The sequence below is a fragment of the Natronococcus sp. A-GB1 genome, assembly GCF_029688845.1.
Lineage (GTDB): Archaea > Halobacteriota > Halobacteria > Halobacteriales > Natrialbaceae > Natronococcus.
Genome location: NZ_JARUKW010000007.1, coordinates 24,505 through 46,356, shown reverse-complemented (window position 1 = coordinate 46,356; position 21,852 = coordinate 24,505). Strand labels below are relative to the sequence as shown.

Annotated in this window: 22 protein-coding genes; 16 read left to right on the top strand and 6 right to left on the bottom strand. The window is 63.9% G+C overall.

Annotated elements, in window-relative coordinates; genetic code table 11:
- Positions 1 to 200 precede the first annotated feature (200 nt).
- Positions 201 to 1,718 carry a sodium:solute symporter family protein gene (locus QA600_RS09630; protein ID WP_278291727.1) on the top strand — a complete coding sequence of 506 codons (1,518 nt, stop codon included), beginning with the start codon at positions 201 to 203 and terminating at the stop codon, positions 1,716 to 1,718.
- A 475-nt stretch (positions 1,719 to 2,193) separates the two neighbouring features.
- On the opposite strand, the gene QA600_RS09625 is transcribed toward QA600_RS09630, so the two are convergent.
- Complete coding sequence (locus QA600_RS09625) at positions 2,194 to 3,306, bottom strand: agmatinase family protein (protein WP_278291726.1); 1,113 nt, start codon at positions 3,304 to 3,306, stop codon at positions 2,194 to 2,196.
- Between the two features lie 246 nt (positions 3,307 to 3,552).
- Entirely contained in the window at positions 3,553 to 4,587 is a 1,035-nt protein-coding gene (locus tag QA600_RS09620; RefSeq protein WP_278291725.1) for a phosphate uptake regulator PhoU, read from the bottom strand.
- Positions 4,588 to 4,931: 344 nt separating this feature from the next.
- On the opposite strand from QA600_RS09620, the gene QA600_RS09615 reads away from it, so the two are divergent.
- From QA600_RS09615 to QA600_RS09575, 9 genes are all read left to right on the top strand, one after another.
- Positions 4,932 to 5,345, top strand: coding sequence for an urease subunit beta (locus QA600_RS09615; RefSeq protein ID WP_278291724.1), 414 nt, complete (start codon positions 4,932 to 4,934; stop codon positions 5,343 to 5,345).
- The gene (gene ureC, locus QA600_RS09610; protein ID WP_278291723.1) at positions 5,342 to 7,048 is read left to right on the top strand and encodes an urease subunit alpha; all 1,707 of its coding nucleotides are present in this window, start codon (positions 5,342 to 5,344) and stop codon (positions 7,046 to 7,048) included. Before QA600_RS09615 ends, ureC begins: the two co-directional genes overlap by 4 nt.
- Positions 7,049 to 7,139: 91 nt before the next feature.
- Entirely contained in the window at positions 7,140 to 7,580 is a 441-nt protein-coding gene (locus tag QA600_RS09605) for an urease subunit gamma (protein ID WP_005555671.1), read from the top strand.
- Positions 7,580 to 8,200: an urease accessory protein UreG gene (gene ureG, locus QA600_RS09600; RefSeq protein WP_278291722.1), complete on the top strand. Its 621-nt coding sequence runs from the start codon at positions 7,580 to 7,582 to the stop codon at positions 8,198 to 8,200. The genes QA600_RS09605 and ureG overlap by 1 nt, the downstream gene beginning before the upstream one ends.
- Complete coding sequence (locus QA600_RS09595) at positions 8,197 to 9,126, top strand: urease accessory protein UreD (RefSeq protein WP_278291721.1); 930 nt, start codon at positions 8,197 to 8,199, stop codon at positions 9,124 to 9,126. Before ureG ends, QA600_RS09595 begins: the two co-directional genes overlap by 4 nt.
- Complete coding sequence (ureE, locus tag QA600_RS09590) at positions 9,126 to 9,806, top strand: urease accessory protein UreE (RefSeq protein ID WP_278291720.1); 681 nt, start codon at positions 9,126 to 9,128, stop codon at positions 9,804 to 9,806. Before QA600_RS09595 ends, ureE begins: the two co-directional genes overlap by 1 nt.
- A complete protein-coding gene (locus QA600_RS09585) occupies positions 9,796 to 10,530 on the top strand; it encodes an urease accessory UreF family protein (protein ID WP_278291719.1) in 735 nt (244 codons plus the stop codon). Before ureE ends, QA600_RS09585 begins: the two co-directional genes overlap by 11 nt.
- A gap of 521 nt (positions 10,531 to 11,051) precedes the next feature.
- Complete coding sequence (locus tag QA600_RS09580; RefSeq protein ID WP_278291718.1) at positions 11,052 to 11,495, top strand: DUF4870 domain-containing protein; 444 nt, start codon at positions 11,052 to 11,054, stop codon at positions 11,493 to 11,495.
- 753 nt (positions 11,496 to 12,248) lie between these two features.
- Entirely contained in the window at positions 12,249 to 12,686 is a 438-nt protein-coding gene (locus QA600_RS09575; protein ID WP_345782015.1) for a DUF6653 family protein, read from the top strand.
- A gap of 109 nt (positions 12,687 to 12,795) precedes the next feature.
- On the opposite strand, the gene QA600_RS09570 is transcribed toward QA600_RS09575, so the two are convergent.
- The gene (locus tag QA600_RS09570; RefSeq protein WP_278291716.1) at positions 12,796 to 13,770 is read right to left on the bottom strand and encodes an aldo/keto reductase; all 975 of its coding nucleotides are present in this window, start codon (positions 13,768 to 13,770) and stop codon (positions 12,796 to 12,798) included.
- 270 nt (positions 13,771 to 14,040) lie between these two features.
- Between QA600_RS09570 and QA600_RS09565 the strand changes: the two genes are divergently transcribed.
- The gene (locus QA600_RS09565; RefSeq protein WP_278291715.1) at positions 14,041 to 15,078 is read left to right on the top strand and encodes a hypothetical protein; all 1,038 of its coding nucleotides are present in this window, start codon (positions 14,041 to 14,043) and stop codon (positions 15,076 to 15,078) included.
- A gap of 43 nt (positions 15,079 to 15,121) precedes the next feature.
- Here the strand turns inward: QA600_RS09565 and QA600_RS09560 are convergent, their stop codons facing one another.
- Positions 15,122 to 15,502 carry a hypothetical protein gene (locus QA600_RS09560; protein WP_278291714.1) on the bottom strand — a complete coding sequence of 127 codons (381 nt, stop codon included), beginning with the start codon at positions 15,500 to 15,502 and terminating at the stop codon, positions 15,122 to 15,124.
- The gene (locus QA600_RS09555; RefSeq protein WP_278291713.1) at positions 15,499 to 17,916 is read right to left on the bottom strand and encodes a penicillin acylase family protein; all 2,418 of its coding nucleotides are present in this window, start codon (positions 17,914 to 17,916) and stop codon (positions 15,499 to 15,501) included. Before QA600_RS09555 ends, QA600_RS09560 begins: the two co-directional genes overlap by 4 nt.
- 133 nt (positions 17,917 to 18,049) lie before the next feature.
- Between QA600_RS09555 and QA600_RS09550 the strand changes: the two genes are divergently transcribed.
- Together QA600_RS09550 and QA600_RS09545 are read left to right on the top strand one after the other, a co-directional pair.
- Positions 18,050 to 18,469 carry an SRPBCC family protein gene (locus tag QA600_RS09550; protein ID WP_278291712.1) on the top strand — a complete coding sequence of 140 codons (420 nt, stop codon included), beginning with the start codon at positions 18,050 to 18,052 and terminating at the stop codon, positions 18,467 to 18,469.
- Between the two features lie 76 nt (positions 18,470 to 18,545).
- The gene (locus QA600_RS09545; protein WP_278291711.1) at positions 18,546 to 18,905 is read left to right on the top strand and encodes a helix-turn-helix domain-containing protein; all 360 of its coding nucleotides are present in this window, start codon (positions 18,546 to 18,548) and stop codon (positions 18,903 to 18,905) included.
- Between the two features lie 236 nt (positions 18,906 to 19,141).
- Here QA600_RS09545 and QA600_RS09540 read toward each other — a convergent pair whose 3' ends face one another.
- The gene (locus tag QA600_RS09540; RefSeq protein WP_278291710.1) at positions 19,142 to 19,588 is read right to left on the bottom strand and encodes a UPF0179 family protein; all 447 of its coding nucleotides are present in this window, start codon (positions 19,586 to 19,588) and stop codon (positions 19,142 to 19,144) included.
- Between the two features lie 219 nt (positions 19,589 to 19,807).
- Between QA600_RS09540 and QA600_RS09535 the strand changes: the two genes are divergently transcribed.
- From QA600_RS09535 to QA600_RS09525, 3 genes are all read left to right on the top strand, one after another.
- On the top strand, positions 19,808 to 20,464 hold the full coding sequence (locus tag QA600_RS09535) for a TRIC cation channel family protein (protein WP_278291709.1): 657 nt from the start codon (positions 19,808 to 19,810) through the stop codon (positions 20,462 to 20,464).
- A 75-nt stretch (positions 20,465 to 20,539) separates the two neighbouring features.
- Entirely contained in the window at positions 20,540 to 21,613 is a 1,074-nt protein-coding gene (locus tag QA600_RS09530; RefSeq protein WP_278291708.1) for an Mrp/NBP35 family ATP-binding protein, read from the top strand.
- Positions 21,610 to 21,840 carry a hypothetical protein gene (locus QA600_RS09525; protein ID WP_278291707.1) on the top strand — a complete coding sequence of 77 codons (231 nt, stop codon included), beginning with the start codon at positions 21,610 to 21,612 and terminating at the stop codon, positions 21,838 to 21,840. The genes QA600_RS09530 and QA600_RS09525 overlap by 4 nt, the downstream gene beginning before the upstream one ends.
- Positions 21,841 to 21,852: the final 12 nt, after the last annotated feature.

The following is a 21,852-nucleotide window of genomic DNA, read 5'->3' as shown; positions in this document are numbered from 1 at the left end:
AATACACTGAAAAAGCTTTTTGTAGGTTATTGATTCTGAAGTGCTGTGTCGAAAATGGTCTCGATCGTAAACCGGGGACTTACCAACCAACGACTCGCAGGACGTGATCGGAAACGCGGATCGACGGGTGTGGCGGCGATCCCAGCACCAACCAGCACGGGAACCAGGCGAGCGAATAACAAGTTCGGAGAGGTGGGCAGATGACCGACGTACTGATAGTTCTCGGTGTCGGTCTCTTTCTGGGGGTATGTATCTCGATCGGGCTGTACATGGCCCGAAACGTCGACGGCGACAGCGAGAACTACATCGTCGCGGGTCGCGGCCTCGTGTTGCCGATCGTTGCGGCGACGCTGATGGCACAGTCACTCGACGCGAACGCCACCCTCGGGAACACGGATCTCTCCGCGGAGTTCGGGTTCTGGGCGGGCGCAGCACTGCCGGTCGGTCTTGCGGCCTGTCTGCTCATTTGTGGGTTGTTCTTTGCAAAGCCGCTCAACCGGATGAACCTGCTGACACTGCCAGACTTCTTTCGTCGTCGGTACAACCGAACAGTTGAGCTGTTCGCGTCGCTTGTGACCTCGCTTTCGTTTACGATCCTACTGGCTGGCAACCTGGTCGCAGGGGGCTTTCTGTTCGAGACGTTCCTTGGAACGAGCTACGTGACCGGTATCGTGATTCTCGGGGCGATTATCCTCCTGTATACGCTCACTGGCGGGCTGTTCGCGGTCGCGTACACCGACATCATTCAGGCTGCCGTCGCCCTCGTCGGGTCGCTAGCGCTGCTCGGCTACATCCTCGTCAACTACGGGTTGACGGTTCCGAGCGGGATGGGTCCGACAGCGACGAGCCAGCTCACCGATCCGGAGTCCGGCGCGGTGATCAACTGGGCGCAGATCGTTGCGCTGGCGTTCGGCAACCTGGTCGCACTTGATTTCAACGAACGCGTCCTGTCCGCTGAATCGCCAAAAACGGCTCAGCGAGCCTGCTTTGCAGCTGCGGGCGGAACGCTTCTCATCGGGATCCCGTTCTCGATCGTCGCGCTCTCTGCGCCGGACATCCTCGCACAGTCAGGCGTCGACCCCGGTGATACGCCCGTTCTCTACGCGCTTATGCAGGACGTGATGCCGACCAGTCTGGCGATTCTCGTCCTCGCGGGCGTCATCGGCGCGTCGCTGTCGACCGGTGACGGTGCGGTCCTCGCGACCTCGTCGGTGATCGCTCGCAACGTTCTCGGCTACCGTGTCGAGGAGTCCGACGTCGAGGCGACCGATATGGACAAATTGCTCCTCGTCACGCGGACGCTTACCGTACCGATCGCCATCATCGGCGCCTTCTTCGCAATCCGGCTCCCCGAGACGGGCCTCCTCCTCGTGCTCGCGTTCGACATCAGTCTCGCTGGCGTCGTCGTCCCCTACGTACTCGGGATGTATTGGTCGAAGGCGAACGCTACCGCTGCGGTCGCAGCGATCGCTGTCGGTGCAACCAGCCGTATTGGCCTGTTTGTCCTCATGCCGGAGACGTACGGACTCGAGAACACGCTGCTGTACGTTCCGAACGACGTGTTTACGGCCGCCTTCGACGGCTATCCGACGTTCATTTGTCTGTTGCTCGCGCTCGTGACGTTCACCGTAGTATCTTTCGTCACCGAAGACAGCCAGGATTCGGCTTCGTCGGAGGATCTCGGACGCCAGCCTGCGCTCACCTTCGGCGACGACTAATCGTCCCAACGGTAGAACGCATATCGAACGTTCGTCTTTCTGCGTCCCAAAACGCCGACACGGCACCTACCGGCGTCGAGACCTCGATTGCGACGCTGTCCGGATTGTGATGACCGTTTATCGGCCTCGAGCCAGTTGCGTTTTTGCCGCCATCGAAGTTATCGATTCCGCTCGTCCTCGGCATGAGCAGCCGTTGCTCGGACCGGCGCTCTCCGTGTTCTTCCCATCAGTGCAGGTCCGGGTTTGGTCTGGGCGTCTCAGATCGATGGCTGTCGAGGAGCGTCTCGATCGGTCTCTATGTTGTAGTGACTGATGGAGACACAGACCGCCGTGAGTGCCCAGCAATCGATCAGGTCGAGGGTCGGCCGGTCATGTGCGGTCCCTCGGTGGTGTCGCCGTCGGTACCGAGCCGAGGCTATCGGATGATTGGTGTGTGGGTCGATCAGCCGGAAAAACAGGTGGTGTGGAACTGCAATCAGTCGTCGGCCGGCGCCTCGGCGTCAGTCTGCGGTCCAAGCGGTTCCTTGGGCTTGATCGGGTCCCCAACGGTCTTTCCCTCTGCTGCGAGTGCCATGCTCGCCATGACCTCGATGATCAGGCGGTTGGCAAAGCCCGAGGTGATGCCGCCGTTATATGAGTTGGTGTCGCTGACGTCATACTGGGGAGCGACTTCGACGACGTCGAAGCCGAACCGGTCGGGATCGAGGCTAGTGACGGTGTCACGGACCATCTTGATGGCCTCGCGCGGGATCAGTCCGCCGGGTTCGGGCTCACCGGTCCCTGGACAGTACGCCGGCTCCATTACGTCGACGTCGAACGAGACCCAGACGGCGTCGGTGCCATCTGTCGCACGCCGAACTGCGTCGGCGACGATCTCCTCGAGATCGAACTCGGCGACCTCCATCGCGGTGTACCATTTCATCCCAGCGTCGCGCATCTCTTCGTACGTGTCGGGACCAGGCCAGAAGCCGCGTGGGCCGATGAGCGTGTAGTTTTCGCCCGCGACGAGATCGTCGTCGTACACCCGCTTGACCCAGGCACCGTGGTCGTACTCGAACCCACAGAGGCCGTCATCACCGGTGTCAGCGTGACAGTCGAAGTGAATCAATCCGACATCTTCGTACCCGTTGGCCTCCGCCCAACCCTTGATATCCGGATACGAGATCGAGTGGTCGCCGCCGATGACGATCGGCGTCGCGCCTTGCTCGGCGATTTCGGCGACCGCGGCCTCGATGTTTTTTTGACTCCGCTTGGTGTCGCCGGGTGAAACCGTTGCGTCACCCGTATCGACGACGTTGTAGCTGTCGAACGGGTCGACACCCGTTTCTATATTGAAGTGACGGTACGGTGGCGAGGGGACCGTCGAAGCAGCGCGTACGGCTCGTGGTCCGTATCGTGTGCCCGGACGGATCGTAGTGGCCGTATCCAGCGGGGCCCCAAGGATCGCCACGTCGATGTCTTCGTCGGCCAGTTGGTCGCGGTCGACCTGCGGAAGCTTCAGAAACGAAGGTATCCCTGCAAAGATGGGTTCGTTCGCTTCGTCGTACGATTCGCCATATATTTCGCGCCCAGATTTTTCGTCTGTCATTGTCGTAGTTCGTGGATCTTAGTCGTCAAGCGTTGATCGAATGTCCTCTGTTTCGAGAGACAAGTGTAGATGTGAAACCGTGTTGAAAAAGATTGCTTCGAATGTGTACTACAGTCCCCCTGATCGGTCGAGGGGGGTCATACGGTTGAGGGACATACGTACTGATTATATATCCTAATACGCGCGTCTGTTGATGTTGGGCTCTATGGGAGTATAGTCGGCATTCGAAGAGAGTTCCGCTGTCGGTTACGACCGGCCGTCAGGGTCACTAACGACATCGGGCTCCGATCTCGCGGCGAGATGACCGGCGACGTCGAGGCTGTCTGCGGCGTGGTTGCCACTCGACCGGAGCGCGGTGAGGCTGCGCTGGAGTTCGAGCAGGGGCTCCGGCCGCTCGGTTTCGAGGTAGGTCTGTGCGTCGTCGACGGCCGTCGCGAGCTCGTCCATCTCGTTCCGTGCGTCGGTGACGGCTCTATGAGACGGGGCGGAAACAGCAGATCGGGTGGCGTCGGCTGCTCCCTCGAGAGCGGCTGACACCGATAGAAACCGATCGGTAGTCTCGTCGTTCGGTGGGGACGAGTCGCTCTCGACGATCATCGTCGCGATCTCGCGGGCGCACTCGGCCATCAAGACGACGTCCTGTGCGACCGATCGATAGCCGATCAGCGGAAAACCGGTGTCGAGACCGACCGACTCGTTCAGTCGTGGGTTGCGGTACGTGGTGAATATCAGCCGCAAAAAGAGGTAAAACAGGGTTTCAAGCTGGCGCTCGTGGTGGATCGTCCGCTGTGCAGCGTCGGCGTCGCCGTCGAGCAACGCCGTGACGGCGTGTTCGCGCATGGTCGCCTCGGTCCGCCAGAGCCGCTCGAGCAGTGTGGGAAGCTCGAAGTCGCCGGGTGCGATCGAGCAGCGGATCTCGACGCGATCGATCGTCTGCTCGACGATACCGAGTCCCATCAGCCCTCGCTCGATGTCCGCGACGGTCTCGAGAGTGTCGGTGTCGAGGGCGGTGTCGCTCTCGATTCGAACGAGCGAACGACCGAGGACGTACTGTGCGAGGATCGTACGCTCGAGTGCATCGACGTCGAGTTCGTCGGCGTCAACGGAGACTGCATCGCCTGTGGTCCCCGGAGCGTCCGGAATGATCAGCAGCGAGCCGCCGCTTTCGTCGCTCTGGACGATCATCTCGTCTCCTTTCTCGACGTCGTTCGCCCTGGCCCACCCTGCAGGGAGCGTAACTGCCAGCGTCGACGATCCCAGTTGCTGAATCTTTCGTTTCACTCGAATGTCGTCAGTAACCATCATCAGTCACCGGTCGTATAGTCGGATCCGTTGGCTTTTGTTGCGCTCATTTGTCAACCCTTCTTCGTTGGTAGCTATTTACCACCTCTGGTTGCTGTAATCACTTTTTTGTGCAGGTGTTTTAAACGGACGCCCACTTATCTCGTAAAGTTCATGCTTGATGCGATTGTCTGTTAAATTCCGACCGATTAGGCCTGGGAAGGGTATATATGTGGGCAAATATTGGCTAACAGGCAGAGGTTTACTTCGATCGTCTCGCTACTGCGCCACATGATGAAACGGTGTCTCGTCGACGGATCGAACGTCGTCGCGGTGATCGATCGATGAGCGGGATCGTCCCGGGCGAGTTGCTGCCGGCCGACGACCCGGTCCGAATCAATGAGGGACAGGAGACGACGACCGTCACGGCCGAGAACACCGGGGATCGACCGGTACAGGTCGGATCGCACTTTCACTTCTTCGAGGTCAACCCGCGACTGCGGTTCGACCGGGAACGGTCGTACGGGTTCCGGCTGAACGTGCCGGCCGGAACGGCGGTTCGATTCGAACCGGGCCAACAGCGGGAGGTCGAACTCGTCGCGGTCGGCGGCGACCGGATCGTCCGTGGGATGAGCGGGCTGGTCGACGGCCCGCTCGACGACGAGGACGTCCGGGAGCGAGCGCTCGAGCGGGCTCGGGAACGGGGATTCCTCGGGATCGACGCGGAGGATTCGGCGGCGGGGGACGACGAGCCATGAGCCGCGAACTCTCGCGGCGCGAGTACACGGACCTGTTCGGCGCGACCGAGGGCGATCGCGTCCGGCTGGGCGATACGAACCTGCTGGCGAGGATCGAGACCGACTACGGAACGCCCGGCGAGGAAGCCGTCTTCGGGGGCGGGAAGACGATGCGCGACGGGATGGGGATGCAGTCGGGGACGACACAGGCCGAAGGCGCCCTCGACTGGGCCTTTACGAACGTCGTAATCGTCGACCCCGTGTTGGGCGTCTGTAAGGGCGATATCGGCGTTCGGAACGGGCGGATCGTCGGCGTCGGGAAGGCGGGTAACCCCGACACAATGGACGGTGTCGACATGGTGATCGGCCCGAACACGGACACGATCCCCGCCGACGGGCTGATCGCGACGGCCGGCGCGATCGACGCACACGTCCACTTCAACAGCCCGCAGCTGGTCGATCACGCCCTGGGTGCGGGGGTCACGACGATGCTCGGCGGCGGCTTCGGCGGCGGCGCGACGACCTGTACCCCTGGGCCCGAGAGTATCACGCGATTCCTCCAGGCCGCGGAAGACTGGCCGGTCAACGTCGGCTTCTACGGGAAGGGAAACGCCAGCGAACCGGAGGGCCTCCGCGAGCAGATCGAAGCGGGCGCCTGCGGGATGAAGCTCCACGAGGACTGGGGCTCGACGCCCGCGGCGATCGATACCTGCCTCGACGTCGCCGACGAGATGGACGTGCAGGTCTGTATCCACACCGACACCCTGAACGAGTCGGGGTTCGTCGAGGACACGTTCGACGCCATCGACGGCCGGACGATCCACACCTTCCACATCGAGGGCGCCGGCGGCGGCCACGCGCCGGACGTCCTCGAGCTGATCGGCTTCGAGCACATGCTCCCCTCGTCGACGAACCCGTCGATGCCCTACACGGAGAACACGTTCGACGAGCACCTGGACATGGTGATGGTCTGTCACCACCTCAACCCGGACGTCCCCGAGGACGTCGCCTTCGCCGAATCGCGCATCCGCGCGGAGACGATCGCCGCGGAGGACGTCCTCCACGATACGGGCGCCATCTCGATGATGACGACGGACTCGCAGGCGATGGGACGGATGGCCGAACTCGTCTCCCGCACCTGGCAGACGGCCCACAAGATGAAGGCCCAGCGCGGCCCGCTCGAGGCCGACGAGGGAACCGACGCGGACAACGCCCGCATCGAGCGCTACGTCGCGAAGTACACGATCAACCCCGCGATCACGTCGGGGATCGACGACTACGTCGGCTCGCTCGAGCCGGGCAAGCTCGCAGATATCGCGCTGTGGGACCCCGCGTTCTTCGGCGTCAAGCCGAAGGCCGTCATCAAGGGCGGGTTCCCCGTCTGGTCCCAGATGGGCGAGGCCAACGGCTCGCTGATGACCTGCGAGCCGATCCTCGGTCGCGAGCGCGCCGGCGCACAGGGACGGGCAAAACAGGGTCTCACGATCTCGTTCGTGAGCAACGCTGCCTACGAGAACGAGGTCGGCGACGCCTACGACCTGAAGACGCCGGTCCGGCCGGTTCGAGACACTCGATCGGTCGGCAAGTCCGACATGCTGCACAACGACCACTGTCCGGACGATATCGAGATCGACGCACAGACCTTCGAAGTGGCCGTCGACGGCGAGCACGTCACCTGCGACCCCGCCGACGAACTTCCCCTCGCCCAGCGATACCTCCTGTGATTCCGATGAGCCACCTACACACGACTGCGACAATGTTGCCGAGCCGAGTGCCCGACACCAGACCCGTCTCCGTCCCCGAGGTGAGCGGCCGATGATGCTCTCGCCGAAGGAGATGGAGCGGCTGACGGTGTTCATGGCCGCCGAACTCGCCCGCCGGCGGAAGGACCGCGGCGTGAAACTCAACCACCCTGAGACGGTGGCGTACGTCTCCGATTGGTGTTGCGAGGCCGCCCGCGAGGGGAAATCGGTCTCACGAATCCGTTCGGAGGCGACCCAGCTGCTCACCCGCGACGACGTCATGGACGGCGTCCCCGAGCTCGTGGGTATGATCCAGGTCGAACCGGTCTTCCCCGACGGAACGAAGCTCGTCACCGTCCACGATCCGATCCGGGCCGATACGCGCGAGCAGCTCGAGACGGTCGATCCGGATCCCGGTGCGGCGCTCGATTTGGAGGGTGTCGACGAGCACACCGGCGATCCTGAGACGGATCAAACCGGTGGCGGTCCGGAACCTACGGAGGGTGACGACTGATGGGCTACCGCGACGTCGCCAAGGTCGGCATCGGCGGCCCCGTCGGCTCCGGAAAGACCGCGCTGGTTCGTCGACTGGTCCCGGCACTGGTCGAGGACGGCAACGAGGTCGGCGTCATCGCCAACGACATCATGACCCAGGAGGACGCCGACGTCTTCCGCGAATCGTTCGCCGATCTCGTTCCCGCGGATCTCGTCGAGGGGGTCGAAACCGGTGCCTGTCCTCATACGGGCATCCGCGAGGACCCCTCGATGAACCTCGCGGCGATCGACGAGTTTACCGAGCGCCACCCCGATCTCGACGTCGTTATCGTCGAGAGCGGCGGCGACAATCTGGCCGCGACGTTCAACCCCGAACTCGCGGACTACTTCCTGTTCGTCATCTCGGTCGCCGAGGGCGAGGACATCCCCCGGAAACGAGGTCCCGGCGTCACGCAGGCGGATCTACTGGTGATCAACAAGACCGACCTCGCGCCGCACGTCGACGCCGACCTGGACGTTATCGAGCGCGATACGACCGAGGTCCGCGGCGACGACCCGTTCGTCTTCACCAACTGCAAGGACGGCTCGGGCGTCGGGGAGGTCATCTCCCACGTCGACCGAGAGGTGCTGTTCGCGTGAGCGCCGCCCGCGGAACCGACCCAGCAGTGGTGATCCCGCCGGCGTTCGAAGCGTACGCCGACGAGTCGCTCGCACAGGCACCGGCCGGCGGCCCCGGCAAGAACGGGCTGCTCGAGGCGACGTTCGCTCGCACGGGCGAGCACCCGACCCGGCTCGTCCACGACCGCGTGAAGGTGCCGTACCACCTGACGGGCACGCTCGACACCGATCCCGCACCCGGACTCACGACGCTGGTCACCCAGGAGCCGACCGGCGGCGTCGCCCAGGGCGACCGCCACCGACTGGTCGCCGAGGCCCGAGCGGGAGCGCGCGCGCACGTAACGACCCAGAGCGCGACGAAGGTCCACAGCATGCGGGCGAACTACGCCCACCTCGAGGCGACGCTGCGGGCCGAGGCGGGCAGTCACCTCGAGTACGTCCCCGGCGCGACGATCGTCAACGAGGACGCGCGCTGTCTCCAGACCGTCTCGATCGAACTCGATAGGGAGGCGACGGTCGTCGTCGCCGACGTGCTCGTCCCCGACGGCCTGAGCGACCACGAGCCGTTCGCGTTCGACCACTATCACGCTCGCGTCGAGGCCGAGTGTGAGGGACGACTCGTCTGTGCCGACGCCGTCGACCTGCGACCCGCAGAGCGCGATCCGCAGGACCCGGCCAGCGTCGGCGAGTACGGTGTCGTCGGCTCGCTGTACGCGTTCGTGCCCTGGCTCGATGACCTCCCCGACCTCGTCGAGGCGATCGACGACCGGCTCGCGGAGTCCGAGGGAACCCACGCGGGCGTTTCGACGTTACCCTGCGAGGTCGGCGGGATCGTCCGCGTCCTCGGCCGTCGGGAGGCCGACGTCACGGCAGCCGTTCGCGCGGCCTGGGACGAAGTGAGAGAACACTCCCTGGGGGTCGGCGTCCCGGCCGACCGGCGGTACTGATGAAGCGCATCGACGGCGTCGTCGGCAACGTCCACGCCAACGACGACCTCGCCGCCCGCTTCGAGGCCCACGAGGCTGCCGGCACGCTCGAGCGAGTTGTACTGAAAGCCGAGAATCGGCGCCGATCCCGGTTCCGGGCGACGACCGATCGAGGAACCGAGGTCGGGGTCGTCCTCGATCGACCGGCCGTCTCGTCGGGCGACGTCCTGCTCGACGACGAGGAGCGGATGATCGTCGTCGCCTTCGAACCCCTCGAGGCGATAGCTGTCTCGCTGCCCGACGCGACTCCCGACGCACTCGAGGCCGCGGTCGAACTCGGCCACCGCGTCGGCAATCAGCACTGGGACCTCGCCGTCGAGGATGGCGTGGTCTACGTCCCGCTCGCGGCCGACCGCCACATCGTCGAACGAGTCGTCGACGGCGTCGTCCCCGGTGCCGAGCTCGAGGGAACAACCGTCGAGGCGGATCTGTTCGTTACGGATCGGCGAGACGGCGAGGAGGGCCACGGTGGCGATCACGAACACGGCCACGACGATCACGAGCTTTCCCACTCCCACGGCGATCGCGCTCACGGTCACAGTCACGAACACGACGGCGATCACAGTCATCGGCACGATCACGACCACGACGACCACAGCCACGGGCAGGATCACAAGCACGACCACGACCATGGAAACTGAGCCAGGAGCGTTCCTGACCGCCCTGCGACTCGGGGACTCGTTTCTCCCCGTCGGCGGCTACACGGCTTCCTACGGCCTCGAGCAGTACATAAACGAGGATCGCATCGAGGACGGCGACGATCTTCGAGCACTACTCGCGGCCTACCTCCGGCGGGTCGTCGGCCCCTGCGAGACCGTCGCGCTGGCGAACGCCCACGCCGCGGCGCGGGCCGGCGACCTCGATCGGCTGCTCGCCGTCGACGAACGCCTGCACGCCGTGACGATGCCCCGCGAGTTCCGCGAGAGTTCGACGAAAGCGGGCGCGAAGCTCTGTGAGGTGTTGCTCGCTGGCGAACTCGAGGGAGGAGAACCGGACGACGAGGCCGACGCGGATCGCGAGGGGTTCGCCACGGCAGTCGCCGACGCCGTCGACCGCGACGAGACGCCGGGGCACTACCCGGTCGTCTTCGGCGTCGTCGCCGCCGATCGGGGCCTCCCGCGACTCGAGGCCTGTCTGACTCACGCCTACTCGTTCGTCACGGGGTTGCTCGGGGCGGCCCAGCGCCTCGGTCGGTTCGGCCACACGGAGATCCAGACGGTGCTCGCCGATCTCGAGCCCGTGATCGAAGCCGTCTGCGAGCGCCACGTCGACGACGACGTCGCCGCGATGACCTCGTTCGCCCCGCTGGCCGAGATCATGGGGATGCGCCACGAACGGGCCGGACGCCGGCTGTTCATGAGCTGAACGGGTTCTCAGACCGTTCGGCGTTGAGATTTTCCTTTAAGTGCTTCTGGCTACAAGGTAGAGATATAGTAGGAAGTCGTTTTCTCGAATTTCGGTGCTCGTCAGTACTCCGACCAGCAACTCGCGAGTTCGGAGACGAGGGTTCGGGATCAAATAGTCGGGTCGTAGTCCACACCGTTCGTTCTTTAAGTAGTTCTGGCTACAAGGTAAAGATATAGCAGGGAGGCATTTTCTCGAGACTCGATCCTCGTCGCACAGGTCCTTGTTGAGCACCGGCTGTAGTAACAACTGAAACTGTTTGCACACCGATCGCACAGCCGTCGTGCGGTCGAGTGCGCATTACGATCGCGGACCAGTTTATAGGGTGTACCCCGATGTCGGTATCTCAAGCGGGTAGCAGTGGTCAGTGACACGGTTTCGCTGTTCGGTCCGCTGTTGATTCTGAGTTGGCCGGTTCGTTACCTGTAGAAGCGAACTGAGCAAGAAAAAATACATAGAACGAGACTGGTTATTGAAATGTAATGTCCACCACACCAATACAGTCTAGCTCCGATCAATCCGAGAATCGTTCTTTGGGTGGGATTTTCGTCCACGTATTGGCGCTTTTCACCAGTTTCGTCGGCCCCGCTATTATGTATGCCATCTCAGACCACGAATTTACGCGAGAGAACGCCCGAAATGCGATTAATTGGCATATCACCGTTATTATCCTGGCGGTTACTGCGTTCGTGACAGGCTTCCTTGGTGCCGACGAAGTAACAATCAACGGTGAGCCGACTGAACTGTTGGCGGTACCGTCACCCCTCGATACAGTATTTACCTTCATTGGCATCCCCTTGCTACTCGCGGTGGTGGTCGCGGTTTTCGCTACATTTGGATTTGCTGTCGTTGCCACACAGAAAGCGGCGTCCGGGTCAGCGTGGTCGTATCCCGGTTCGATTAGTCTTATCGAATGGTTCCGATAGTCGCTCTGTTGAGTGTGGGTCCCTTCCAAACCGGATAAAGACGAAGCGATAATAACATAGTGCTAATACTAATTACCTTTAAATTCAAGGCCAAAGTAAATGATTGAAGTGTTTGCAGCAGGCGTAGTTCTCTTAGCAGCACTGGTAATTTTCTTCCTGCGAAGTTGGGCAGTCAGCCAATGGCAGCCCAACAGACAAGACGGGCAACCATCGACTACGACAACGAGTGTGTCTCTCATAGGTGACCGCAGTTTGGAGATCGAGCCGTTCCTGGAGTCGGTCGGGATTTTAGTTGGGATACTTATCATCGTACCTGCGATTGGGTTATCGTTAGAAGTAGCGCCTCCCGGCAGAGATGCAACTTTGGCGTACTTCTTATCCAGAGCGCTTTGGTGGGGTAGTGTCTTTGCGTTCTTCTATTATGTTACAAGTACAAACAGTGGAAACGAATCGTAAACTGGTCTGCTTGAAAGGAATTAGGCAGGTGAAGTCCCCTTCTTGCGCTTGACGCGTAACCCGGATTCAGATAATGGGTGTATTGAGTGCCATTAGACCAAACAGTCCTCCTTCAAGTGCCGGAAATCCTATGGAAGGAGGTAGTAGATACCAACACGAGAGCGTGTCATAGAATCGTTCTTGTAGAGTTGCTCTCCTTCCTATTCCAGCGAACCAACCGGTACGTAGATGGGCTTATTGAACGCTATGGCGGAATGTTAATATGATAGTGGAGCTCTCACTTCCGAGAGAGTCGATATGCTCGAAGAGTCGACGGCGATAGAGAATATGTGGGCCAGACACTCCAACCCGAAGAGCGGGTGGAGTCGAATGGCAGCGGGGTTCGTGGCCGTGGGCGCACTCTACCATCGGCAATGGACGTTATTGGGGCTCACTCTCCTGTTCTTACTCGTCAATCCGGTGTTATTCCGTGAACCAAGTGAAGAGTTGGATGACTGGATGTACAAAGTCGTACGTGCTGAAGAACGCTGGACTAACGACGGGCACCGCCTCATTGGTCTCGGCTATCCACAGATCCTAAACACCGTAAGTATCCCAATCGGGATCTATGGCCTCTACGCGGCGTACAAACGCAAGCCTGTCTCAACGTTGGTTTTCACACTCGCATCACAAGGACTCAACCAATGGTGCTTGAAGGAGATTATCGAGTACTACGAAGAAGTCGATTCGCAGTAAGAATAGATCCCATACTGATCCTCCGCTCAGAACAATACGTGCTTCACCCGTACGGAACGCGAGTTTCACCGTTGACTCGGGCTGAAAAACGTGCTACTACCGGCCCCGCTCAACTGTGTCCCGACACCGGCACCGGCTCGTAGGGCTCCTCGAGGTAGGCGATATCCGAGGACGACAGCGAGATCTCGAGGGCCTCGACGGCCTGCTCTAAGTGTTCGACGCTCGTGGTGCCGATGATCGGCGCGTCAACCCACTCCTTGTGGAGCAGCCACGCGAGCGCGATCTGGGCCATCGTGGCGCCCTTCTCGGCCGCCACCTCGGCGACGCGCTCGTTGATTTCCTGGCCGCCGCCCTCGCGGTAGGGGTGGTCGTACATGTGCTCTTCCGTCTCGCCGCGTGTCGTCGCGTCGATCTCCTCGTGGGGACGCGTGAGGTAGCCCCGGGCGAGGGGCGACCACGGCATCACGCCGACGTCCTCCTGCTCGCAGAACGGCAGCATCTCGCGTTCTTCCTCCCGATACACGAGGTTGTAGTGGTTCTGCATCGTCGCGAAGCGCTCGAGTCCCAGCCGGTTGCTGGTGTGGAGGGCGTCGGCGAACTGGTGGGTCCACATCGAGGAGGCGCCGACGTAGCGAGCGTGGCCCCGGCGGACGGCGTCGTCGAGGGCGCGCATCGTCGTCTCGATCGGCGTGTCGTCGTCCCAGCGGTGGATCTGGTAGAGGTCGATCGTGTCCATCCCCAGCCGCTCGCGACTGGCCGCGAGCTCCTGTTCGATCGCCTTCCGGGAGAGCCCGCCCGAGTTCGGGTCGTCCTCGCGCATCTGAAAGTAGCCCTTCGTCGCGACCACGGCCTCCTCGCGCCGTCCCTCGAGCGCGTTCCCGAGGATCCGCTCGGACTCGCCCTTCGAGTAGAGGTTCGCCGTATCGAAGAAGTTGATCCCGAGGTCGATCGCGCGGTCGATGATCTCGTGGCTCTCTTCCTCTTCGAGGACCCACTCGCGCCAGTCGCTCGAGCCGAAGCTCATACAGCCCAGACAGAGCCGGCTGACCTCCATCCCGGTCGAGCCGAGGGTGGTGTACTCCATGGCGGCCCGTACTCGACGGGACGGCAAAACAGTACGTGGATCGGCAAGCGACGACGTGCTGGCCCGCCGTCAGTTCCAGGTATCGTTGATGTGCCTGCAGAGTAGGTGCGTCGCTGTTCCAGCCATCCGAAGCCAGCTACTGGGAGAGAGATGGAACGGTCGTGAGGGGCAACGATTGGCTTAGCCTCAGTGGACGGTACAGCCCCGCTTTTGTCTCTCTGTAATCGTGCACTACCCGGGTTTTTGTAACGAGGAAAAGAACAGGTCGGCATGGCAGCCAATCGTCGTTCTTCGCTCTCGACGACCGATCGCCCGCAGTGGGGGTTGGCCTTTCTCGGGTTGTTTCTCCTTGCAGTTCCGGCGATGATCCTGGTAGGGCTCGCGGTGGGAGGTGCCGTCCTCGAGGCAGAATCCATCGCTCTCGGCAGCGTTCTCCTGTCGCTTGCGCTGCTCGCCCTCCGCGGTATCGCGTTCGAATTCCGAACGGTTCGAGCGGCGCCCGAGATCGAACCGATCGACCCGACCGAGATGATCGGGATCGCAGGCGCGATTATGATCGGTGGCTTCGTGACCTTCGTGCTCGTCGTCGAAGGTGGGCTCACACCGGTGGTTGCCGCGAGCGTCACCGGCCTCTTGGCGGTCGTCGTGAGGCGGCCGCTCGCCGTTCCGGCCTACTGCGGGGCGTTCGTCGGTATGACGTCGCCGATCGTGTTTCCGACCTACTGGCAGGGTCTCGTGGCGGCAGCACTGGCGGTCGCCGTCTACCTCCTGGCCCAACCGGTGTTTCACGGAGTCGGCGGGAAACTCGGTACTACCGCCTTCGTCGGAGCGGCCCTCACAATCCTCGGAACGCCGACGTCGTTTCTCGGCGATCAGCTGCCGGCCTCCGATACCGTTGCCCTCGCCGTGGGTTTCTCCGTCGTCGCTGCGGTGGTCACCTTCACGCTGCATCATCGGTCGCCACTCGATCCGGTATCAGCGTCCGGTGTCGTCGGTCTGCTCGGCGGCGTCGCGCTCCCGTGGCTGTATCCCGCGGTCGGCGGCCTGCTGGCAGCGGCAGTGTACGCGGCTTCGTTTGCGGGTATGAGCGACTCCACTCGTATTCCGGACGAACGATGGATGGCGCTGGCGGGTATCGTGGTCGGGCTCGTCGTAGCGTTCACCGAACCGTACCTGGGCGGGTCCGGTGGGAAGCTGGGGACGATCGCCTTCGTCTCCTGTCTCGCGGTCTATGGGTTGCTCGGAACGCTTCACCAGATGATCGTAAAGATGCACGTCGAGCGGTTACCTCGAAGGGACGTTTCCTGATCTGTGACGCGTGTCCCCGCGCTGGCTCTCGTACTCGTCGAGGTCAGACGACGCCCCGGAACAGCGCGCCCAGCGCGGGCAGCCCGAGCGCGCTCGCGACCGTGACGTAGACGGCGGGCGTCATCTCGAGGACGCGCCAGGCCGAATCCCCGAGCCCGATCGCGAACGCTGCGAGGACGAGGACGCCGACCCCGAGGGCGCCGGCGAGTCCGTGCCACACGGTCGGCGAGATGAACCCCACGAGCGCCCCGGCGACGACGAGCCCGAGCCAGTGGAGCCACGCGAGGAAGAGGCCGATCGGGACGACGACGAGGACGGCCAGCCAGTGAGCACGGGGTTCGGTTCGGACTCGCTCGAGCGCGGCGTCGATAGTCCGCTCGCGGTCGCCGCCCGCGTCTCCGTCGCTCCGATCGGTCGCGGTCACGACGATCCCTCCTCGAAGACGACGTCGGGCTCGGCATCGTCGTCGAGCGTTCGATCCATCGGCGTCTGGTCGTTGGCGAGCCAGCCCTCGAGCTGGTCGCCGTAGTGATCCGAGAAGTAGTCGCCCGAGTTCCCGCCCGGCAGAACCGCCGTCGCCGCACCCCCGGGCTCGACGACCATTCGCCAGCTCGCGCCGACCGCCGAGTCGACGCGGTAGTTTTTCACCGTCGCCCGCGATCCGTCCGCGGGCAGTTCCGGATAGTTCAGAAACGGCGCCTCCGCGCCGAAGGGGTGTTCGATGACCCGCGTCGAGTTCCAGTCGCCGTAGCGCACCCATCCGGCGTCGTCGATCTCGTCGAGGGCGTCCTCGAGCGCGGCGACCATCGTCTCGTCCCGCGAGCGCTCCTCGAAAAACTGGCTGTCGGCGGGAAGCGTCGCGATCACCCAGTCGTCGGGGTAGTACGACTGGTCGAGGTCGACCTCCTCGAACTTCGGTTCGACGACCAGTCGCCGAAAGCGGTCCATCCAGCGGGCGAAAAGGAGCGCGCCGCGAGAGTCGGCGTCCATCCGGTAGTTCCAGTCGGCGAGGGTCTCGCGGGCGTCCTCGAGCTCGCTCCCGCTTTCGGGTTCGTCCTCGTTCTCGATTCGCTCCTCGAGCGCCTCGAGCAGCTCCGGCACCAGCTGTTCGGCCCGGCCGTCGTAGACGTCGTTCTGTAGCTCCCGGTGGAACTCGAGGTCGGTCGGCTCGCCGGACTCGACGGCGTCGTCGAGGCGGTCGTAGATCCGGGCGCCCCGGTAGGGAGTGGCGTAGTCGACCCCGATGTAGTGCTCGGAATCGTCGACGACCCGCTGGTTGGCCGTCGCGAGCACGTCCGGGTCGATCGCGTGGGGTTTCTCCTCGAAGGGGACGAACCCCTCCCAGGACGACTCGCCGAACGGCTCGAACCCCTCCCACTCGCCCTCGCCCGCGGAGCCGTCGAAGAGCCGGTTGCCCGAGACCGTCTCGCCGTCGACCTCCCGAATCGGCAGTTTTCCGGTGGCGTAGTACAGCGTTCGCCCGTCCGCGTCGGCGTAGACGAGGTTCTGGGTCGGCAGATCGAACTTCCGGGTGGCTTCGAGCAGGTCCTCGAGGCCGTCGCTGCGCTCGTACTCGTAGATTGCCTCGGTCGTCCGCGTCGCCGTGTGGCCGGTCCAGGCGACACCGACGGTTCGTCCCTCGCGCTCGAGGACGGGCCCGTGGACCGTTTTCCTGACCTCGAGGGTCCGATCCTCGCCGCCCGCGACGGCGATCTCTCGCTTCTCGCGGTCGAACTCGCGCCACTCTCCGTCGTAGCGGTAGCGCTCGCCATCGTCGTCGATCTCGTAGGTGTAACAGTCGAGGACGTCCGCGCCGACGTTCGTGAACGACCACGTTCCCCGATCGTTCGCGCCGGCGATGACGAACGGTACCCCCGGAAAGGTCGCGCCCCGAACGGAGGTCCCGGGGGTCTCGACGTGCTGTTCGTACCACAGCGGCGGCGTCATCAGCGCGAGATGAGGGTCGTAGGCGACGATCGGTCGGCCGCTCTCGGTGTGCTCGCCGGAAACGACCCAGCTGTTCGAGCCGACGCCGGTGGGGGACTCGAACCTCGAGAGCCAGTCGGTCAGTGCCGGATCGATGGCGTTCTCGCCCGAAACCGAGCCGACATCCTCGGTCTCCTCGAGCGTTTCGGCGTCGACCGACTCCCGCAGTATCGGCACGTCGTGGTCCAGCCGCTCGGGGAACAGCGCCTCGAGGACGTCCTCGCCGAGTCGGTCGGCGATCAGCGCGCGGCGGAGCTCACCGAAGTTCCCGGTCAGATCCCACGAGATCTGTTTTTCCATCAGCATCGAGTCGACCGGCGTCCAGGGCTCGGGTTCGTACCCCAGGAGCTCGAACTCGAGCGGCAGCTGTTCGCCTTCGATGGTGGCGTTGACGCCGTCGGCGTAGGCCTCCACGAGCGGGCCTGCGGGGGTCTCGGCGACGTACTCCCAGGTCGCCTCGGCCGTGCCGGCGAAGTCCATCGCGACGTGGAACTCGTCGTCTGCGAGGGTCCCCTCGCCTGCCAGCTCCGACACCTGTCCCCGCATGACCCGTCGCTGCAGGTCGAGCTGGGCGAGTCGGTCGAACGCCTGGACGTAGCCGACGGCGAAGTAGGCTGCGGGCTCCTCGTCGGCCTCGATGCTCGGCACTCCGTACTCGTCGTAGCGAACGGTCGCCTCGCCGTAGGGGCTCGCAACGCGCTCGGAGAGCGACCTGTCGGCCGCATCCCAGACGGTTCCCGAGAGTGGCGCGAACTGGTCGAGCAGCTCTCGAGCGCCGGTCAGCGTGAGTCCGCCGACGCCAGCGGCGAGGGCGCCGGCGAGGAGACCGCGGCGCGTGGTGGAGGATGGCACTGGCTTACGATTCGGCGCTATCGTCATAACTGTCAGCGTCGAAACCCGACGGCACCGCCGACGGGTCGCCGAATCGGACCGCGAACGGTTCCTCGGGCAGAACGTCCTTGTCGCTGGCTCGCGTCGTCCGAGTATGACACGGCTCCAGTTTGCGTCGACGCCGGACGGCCGTCGGCTCGAGGCCTCTCACGTCCTCGCGGTCCCGCCGGCGACGGCCTGGGAACTGCTCGTCGACACCAGGCGGTGGCCGGAGTGGTCGCCGCTGATCAGCGGGGTCGACGCGACCGACGCCCGCGTTCGAGCGGGAACGACGGGGCGGGTACGGCTCCCCGGTGTCTGGCTGCCGTTCAAAGTAGTCGACTGCGCGGACCGGCGATGGACGTGGCGCGTGGCTCGAATCTCCGCGACCGGCCACCGAGTCGACGAACTCGCCGCGGACCGCTGTCGGGTCGTCTTCGAACTCCCGCTGGGCGGGGCGGGCTACGCACCGGTCTGTCTGCGCGCCCTCGAGCGCATCGAGTCACTGCTCGAGGACGGCGTCGGGACGCCGTAGCGTCGTGTCGAGGTGTCTTTTGGTTAGCTGGTTCGGATCCGAACTGCTATACGGCGGGCTGTCCTACAGCCGGATAATGGCAACCCCGCAATCGCAGGACTCCGCCGAGCGCCAGGAGGAGGCCTGTCCGGTCGTCGAATCGATCGAACAGATCGGCTCCCAGTGGCGACTCGCTGTCCTTCACACGCTGCTCGAGGGAGAACACCGATTCAACGAGCTCAAACGAGAGACGGGCGCCAACGCCCGCACCCTCTCGCGGGTGCTCGACGATCTCGGGGAGATGGGATTCGTTGAGCGCCGTCTCGAGGAGGACGCCCCGATCGCGACCTACTACAGCCTCACCGAGAAGGGGGAGTCCCTCGAACCGGTCTTCGAGGAGATCGCCTGCTGGGCCGACAGCTGGCTCGAGAGTGAGGCGCTCGAGGTCGACGGATAGCGACGGGACCGATTCTCCGGCGGCGACCACTCCGTCACGAGCGCCAGCGTCGCCGGGTCGCGTCGGCGAACGCCGCCGCCTCCCGGTAGTACAGCCAGGCCAGTTCGACGGCCACGTTCCACTCGTCGTTCGACGACCCGTCTACGCCCGCCGGATGCGTCTCGAGTTCGTCGTCACCGTCTTCGAAGAACCGTTCGGGTGTCTGTCCTATCAGCGCACCGACCCGGACCCAGCGCTCAGTCGTTCGCTTCGAGTTCGACCAGCTGGAGCGAACGATCCAGATGACAGACGTCGTGTGGCGGATCGCCGATGATCTTCCGGATGCGGTACTCCTCGTCGAACTCGACGCCGTCGGGCTCGCAGTACTCGTGGCTCGGACACTCGACGTACGGACAGGGACCCTGGAGGCTCGCCTTGCTGCCGGCGAAGGCGCCCTTCGTGGGAATGTTCGCCCGCACGGGGACCGGTTCGACCTCGACTGCGCGAACGCCGCCGTCGTGCATGGCACACTCGAGGGTCTGGGCGTTCTCGCGGACCGAGGTGACGCGGTACTTCGTGTCTGGCGAGAGGTTGAGACACTGGCTGCGGTACGGACAGCCCGCACAGCCGTCGGCCTCGCCGTGGTAGACGAACTCGGTCCCCGGCTCGGCCAGGCGGGAGCCGATGAGCGTAACGGTCGACATACGAATCGGTAGTCGCGGACGGCGGTTAAGCCTCACGTCCCGCGGTCCGAACGCAGTGAGAAATTCCGAGGCGAAAAGCGGTACGTAGGCATCTCCCTGCAACACGGACACCGCGAGAGTCGAGCCGATCGCCGGTAACCACGTTCGAGTCCCCGAGCGAAACCGCAACAATTCTCGTATACGTAGCGTTCAAGGCGCCTTTGCTCGTAGCCGCGGGCAGTGACGCAGGATCTCGTTGCGGTGTTGTTCGGCGACCCGTTCGCCGTCATGAACACGATCGGGCTGGTCGCGTTCGCACTCGTCGGGTCGAGCAAGGCGATCCGGGAGCGGTTCGACCTGTTCGGGATCGCCGTCGTCGGACTGGCGATGGCCTTTGCCGGCGGCGTGACGCGGGATATCTTCGTGGCCCGCGTCCCGTTGGCGCTGCAGTCGCCGGTCGAGATCGCGCTCGGACTGCTCGGTGTGAGTCTGGCGATCGGCCTGAGCGTCGTGTTGCGCTCGCCGGACGATCATCCGATCACGCTCGTCTCGGACGCGATCGGACTCGCGGCCTTCGCCACGACCGGAGCGATCGTCGCGACGGAGACCGGCGTCTCGGCGTTCGGCGTCGTCGCGATCGCGACGATCAACGCGGCAGGGGGTGGTGCGGTCGCCGATATCCTCCTCGATCGATCGCCGTTCATCCTTCTCGAGGACTTCTACGCGAGCTGTGCGGTTCTGGGCGGATGCGCCTACTGGCTCGTCGGAACCCTCGGGGGGACCGCGGGAACCGCTGCCGCGGCGTGTGCGGGAGTGACGCTTGTAACTCGGCTGGTCGCAGTGACCTACGACTGGAGTCTCCCGACAGCACAGCGGCTGGAATCGGTCGGGAGGTAGCCCGAGCTCACCGCTTCCCTCGAGGATCGGTACCCGAACACAACCCTTTTCGACGGCGGGCCACACCCTTCGAGCATGAACGAAGACGCCGTTCGCGACCGCCTTCGGACGGTCGAGGATCCGGAACTGGGCGAGGATATCGTCTCGCTCGGGCTCGTCAACGAGCTCTCGGTCGAGGGTGACGAGGTCGACATCGATCTCGCGCTCGGGGCACCCTACTCCCCGACCGAGACCGACATCGCCGGCGAGATCCGGGAGCTCCTCCTCGAGGAGGGGCTGGAACCGAACCTCTCGGCGAGCATTCCCGACCGAGATAGCGGAGGCGACGAACAGGTACTTCCGGGAGTGAAAAACGTCATCGCCGTCGCCTCCGGAAAAGGTGGGGTCGGGAAGTCGACCGTCGCGACGAACCTCGCGGCCGGACTCTCCCAGCTGGGTGCCCAGGTCGGACTGTTCGACGCCGACGTCTACGGACCGAACGTCCCGCGAATGTTCGACGCCGACGAGCCCCCGATGGCCACCGAGGACGAGACCCTCGTCCCGCCCGAGAAGTACGGCGTGAAGCTGATGAGCATGGCCTTTCTCACCGGCGAGGACGACCCCGTCATCTGGCGGGGGCCGATGGTCCACAAGGTCATCACCCAGCTCACCGAGGACGTCGAGTGGGGGAACCTGGATTACCTGATCATCGACCTGCCGCCAGGCACCGGCGACACGCAGCTGACGATGCTTCAGACGATGCCCGTCACGGGCGCCGTGATCGTCACGACCCCACAGGACGTCGCGCTCGACGACGCCCGGAAGGGCCTCGAGATGTTCGCCAAACACGACACCGTCGTTCTCGGCATCGTCGAGAACATGTCGACGTTCGCCTGCCCCGACTGCGGCGGCGAGCACGACATCTTCGGCTCGGGCGGGGGCGAGGAGTTCGCCGAGACCCACAGCATGCCCTTTTTGGGTTCGATCCCGCTCGATCCGACCGTCCGAGAGGGCGGCGACGGCGGAAAGCCGACCGTCGTCTCCGACGACGGTGAAACCGGAGACGCGTTCCGAACGATCACCGAAAACGTCGCGAACAACACGGGGATCGTTCACCGACGCGGCGCCTCGCAGCCGAGCGGGACGGGAACCCGCGTCTCGGAGCAATGACCGACCCCGACGATACCGAGTTCGAGCCCGACCCCGAACGGGTCGCCGCGCTCCGAGAGACCGCCGACGAGATCCGCGGCGACTCGAGCGAGCGCAAACAGCTCGCGAATATCCTCTACCGGACCAGCGACCTCTACGACGAGCACGAGGACACCTCGCCCGAGGAGATCGTCCGTAACGTGAAGTTCATCCTCGAGGTCACCGAGCGTGGCGGGCTCGATCGGTAGCCCGCTCTCGCC

Excerpts from the sequence above, each read along its gene's own strand:
- QA600_RS09630 (WP_278291727.1), top strand. The coding sequence starts at position 201 with ATGACCGACGTACTGATAGTTCTCGGTGTCGGTCTCTTTCTGGGGGTA.
- QA600_RS09625 (WP_278291726.1), bottom strand. The coding sequence starts at position 3,306 with ATGACAGACGAAAAATCTGGGCGCGAAATATATGGCGAATCGTACGAC.
- QA600_RS09615 (WP_278291724.1), top strand. The coding sequence starts at position 4,932 with ATGAGCGGGATCGTCCCGGGCGAGTTGCTGCCGGCCGACGACCCGGTC.
- ureC (WP_278291723.1), top strand. The coding sequence starts at position 5,342 with ATGAGCCGCGAACTCTCGCGGCGCGAGTACACGGACCTGTTCGGCGCG.
- QA600_RS09605 (WP_005555671.1), top strand. The coding sequence starts at position 7,140 with ATGATGCTCTCGCCGAAGGAGATGGAGCGGCTGACGGTGTTCATGGCC.
- ureG (WP_278291722.1), top strand. The coding sequence starts at position 7,580 with ATGGGCTACCGCGACGTCGCCAAGGTCGGCATCGGCGGCCCCGTCGGC.
- ureE (WP_278291720.1), top strand. The coding sequence starts at position 9,126 with ATGAAGCGCATCGACGGCGTCGTCGGCAACGTCCACGCCAACGACGAC.
- QA600_RS09585 (WP_278291719.1), top strand. The coding sequence starts at position 9,796 with ATGGAAACTGAGCCAGGAGCGTTCCTGACCGCCCTGCGACTCGGGGAC.
- QA600_RS09580 (WP_278291718.1), top strand. The coding sequence starts at position 11,052 with ATGTCCACCACACCAATACAGTCTAGCTCCGATCAATCCGAGAATCGT.
- QA600_RS09575 (WP_345782015.1), top strand. The coding sequence starts at position 12,249 with ATGCTCGAAGAGTCGACGGCGATAGAGAATATGTGGGCCAGACACTCC.
- QA600_RS09570 (WP_278291716.1), bottom strand. The coding sequence starts at position 13,770 with ATGGAGTACACCACCCTCGGCTCGACCGGGATGGAGGTCAGCCGGCTC.
- QA600_RS09565 (WP_278291715.1), top strand. The coding sequence starts at position 14,041 with ATGGCAGCCAATCGTCGTTCTTCGCTCTCGACGACCGATCGCCCGCAG.
- QA600_RS09550 (WP_278291712.1), top strand. The coding sequence starts at position 18,050 with ATGACACGGCTCCAGTTTGCGTCGACGCCGGACGGCCGTCGGCTCGAG.
- QA600_RS09545 (WP_278291711.1), top strand. The coding sequence starts at position 18,546 with ATGGCAACCCCGCAATCGCAGGACTCCGCCGAGCGCCAGGAGGAGGCC.
- QA600_RS09540 (WP_278291710.1), bottom strand. The coding sequence starts at position 19,588 with ATGTCGACCGTTACGCTCATCGGCTCCCGCCTGGCCGAGCCGGGGACC.
- QA600_RS09530 (WP_278291708.1), top strand. The coding sequence starts at position 20,540 with ATGAACGAAGACGCCGTTCGCGACCGCCTTCGGACGGTCGAGGATCCG.
- QA600_RS09525 (WP_278291707.1), top strand. The coding sequence starts at position 21,610 with ATGACCGACCCCGACGATACCGAGTTCGAGCCCGACCCCGAACGGGTC.